The following is a 1,471-nucleotide window of genomic DNA, read 5'->3' on the forward strand; positions in this document are numbered from 1 at the left end:
GTGGAACGAGCGGCGGACGGGTGAGTAACACGTGGGCAACCTGCCTGTAAGACTGGGATAACTCCGGGAAACCGGGGCTAATACCGGATAATACATTGCTTCGCATGAAGCAATGTTGAAAGATGGCTTTTAGCTATCACTTACAGATGGGCCCGCGGCGCATTAGCTAGTTGGTAAGGTAATGGCTTACCAAGGCAACGATGCGTAGCCGACCTGAGAGGGTGATCGGCCACACTGGGACTGAGACACGGCCCAGACTCCTACGGGAGGCAGCAGTAGGGAATCTTCCGCAATGGACGAAAGTCTGACGGAGCAACGCCGCGTGAACGAAGAAGGTTTTCGGATCGTAAAGTTCTGTTGTTAGGGAAGAACAAGTACCGTTCGAATAGGGCGGTACCTTGACGGTACCTATCGAGGAAGCCCCGGCTAACTACGTGCCAGCAGCCGCGGTAATACGTAGGGGGCAAGCGTTGTCCGGAATTATTGGGCGTAAAGCGCGCGTAGGCGGTTTCTTAAGTCTGATGTGAAATCTTGCGGCTCAACCGCAAGCGGCCATTGGAAACTGAGGAACTTGAGTACAGAAGAGGAGAGCGGAATTCCACGTGTAGCGGTGAAATGCGTAGATATGTGGAGGAACACCAGTGGCGAAGGCGGCTCTCTGGTCTGTAACTGACGCTGAGGTGCGAAAGCGTGGGGAGCGAACAGGATTAGATACCCTGGTAGTCCACGCCGTAAACGATGAGTGCTAGGTGTTAGGGGGTTTCCGCCCCTTAGTGCTGCAGTTAACGCATTAAGCACTCCGCCTGGGGAGTACGGCCGCAAGGCTGAAACTCAAAAGAATTGACGGGGGCCCGCACAAGCGGTGGAGCATGTGGTTTAATTCGAAGCAACGCGAAGAACCTTACCAGGTCTTGACATCTTCGGATGTCCCTAGAGATAGGGAGTTCCCTTCGGGGACCGAATGACAGGTGGTGCATGGTTGTCGTCAGCTCGTGTCGTGAGATGTTGGGTTAAGTCCCGCAACGAGCGCAACCCTTGATCTTAGTTGCCAGCATTTAGTTGGGCACTCTAAGGTGACTGCCGGTGACAAACCGGAGGAAGGTGGGGATGACGTCAAATCATCATGCCCCTTATGACCTGGGCTACACACGTGCTACAATGGATGGAACAAAGGGCAGCGAAGCCGCGAGGTGTAGCAAATCCCATAAATCCATTCTCAGTTCGGATTGCAGGCTGCAACTCGCCTGTATGAAGCCGGAATCGCTAGTAATCGTGGATCAGCATGCCACGGTGAATACGTTCCCGGGCCTTGTACACACCGCCCGTCACACCACGAGAGTTGGCAACACCCGAAGTCGGTGGGGTAACCTTTGGAGCCAGCCGCCGAAGGTGGGGCCAATGATTGGGGTGAAGTCGTAACAAGGTAGCCGTATCGGAAGGTGCGGCTGGATCACCTCCTTTCTAAGGATAA

1 rRNA gene is annotated in these 1,471 nt (G+C 54.5%); it reads left to right on the forward strand.

Features of this window, described 5'->3' with window-relative positions:
* A 16S ribosomal RNA gene (locus GHT08_RS21825) occupies window positions 1–1,461 on the forward strand; the annotation flags it as partial.
* Between the last annotated feature and the right edge of the window lie 10 nt (window positions 1,462–1,471).

Origin of the sequence: Gracilibacillus saliphilus (genome assembly GCF_010994085.1) — a bacterium.
Lineage (GTDB): Bacteria > Bacillota > Bacilli > Bacillales > Amphibacillaceae > Gracilibacillus > Gracilibacillus lacisalsi.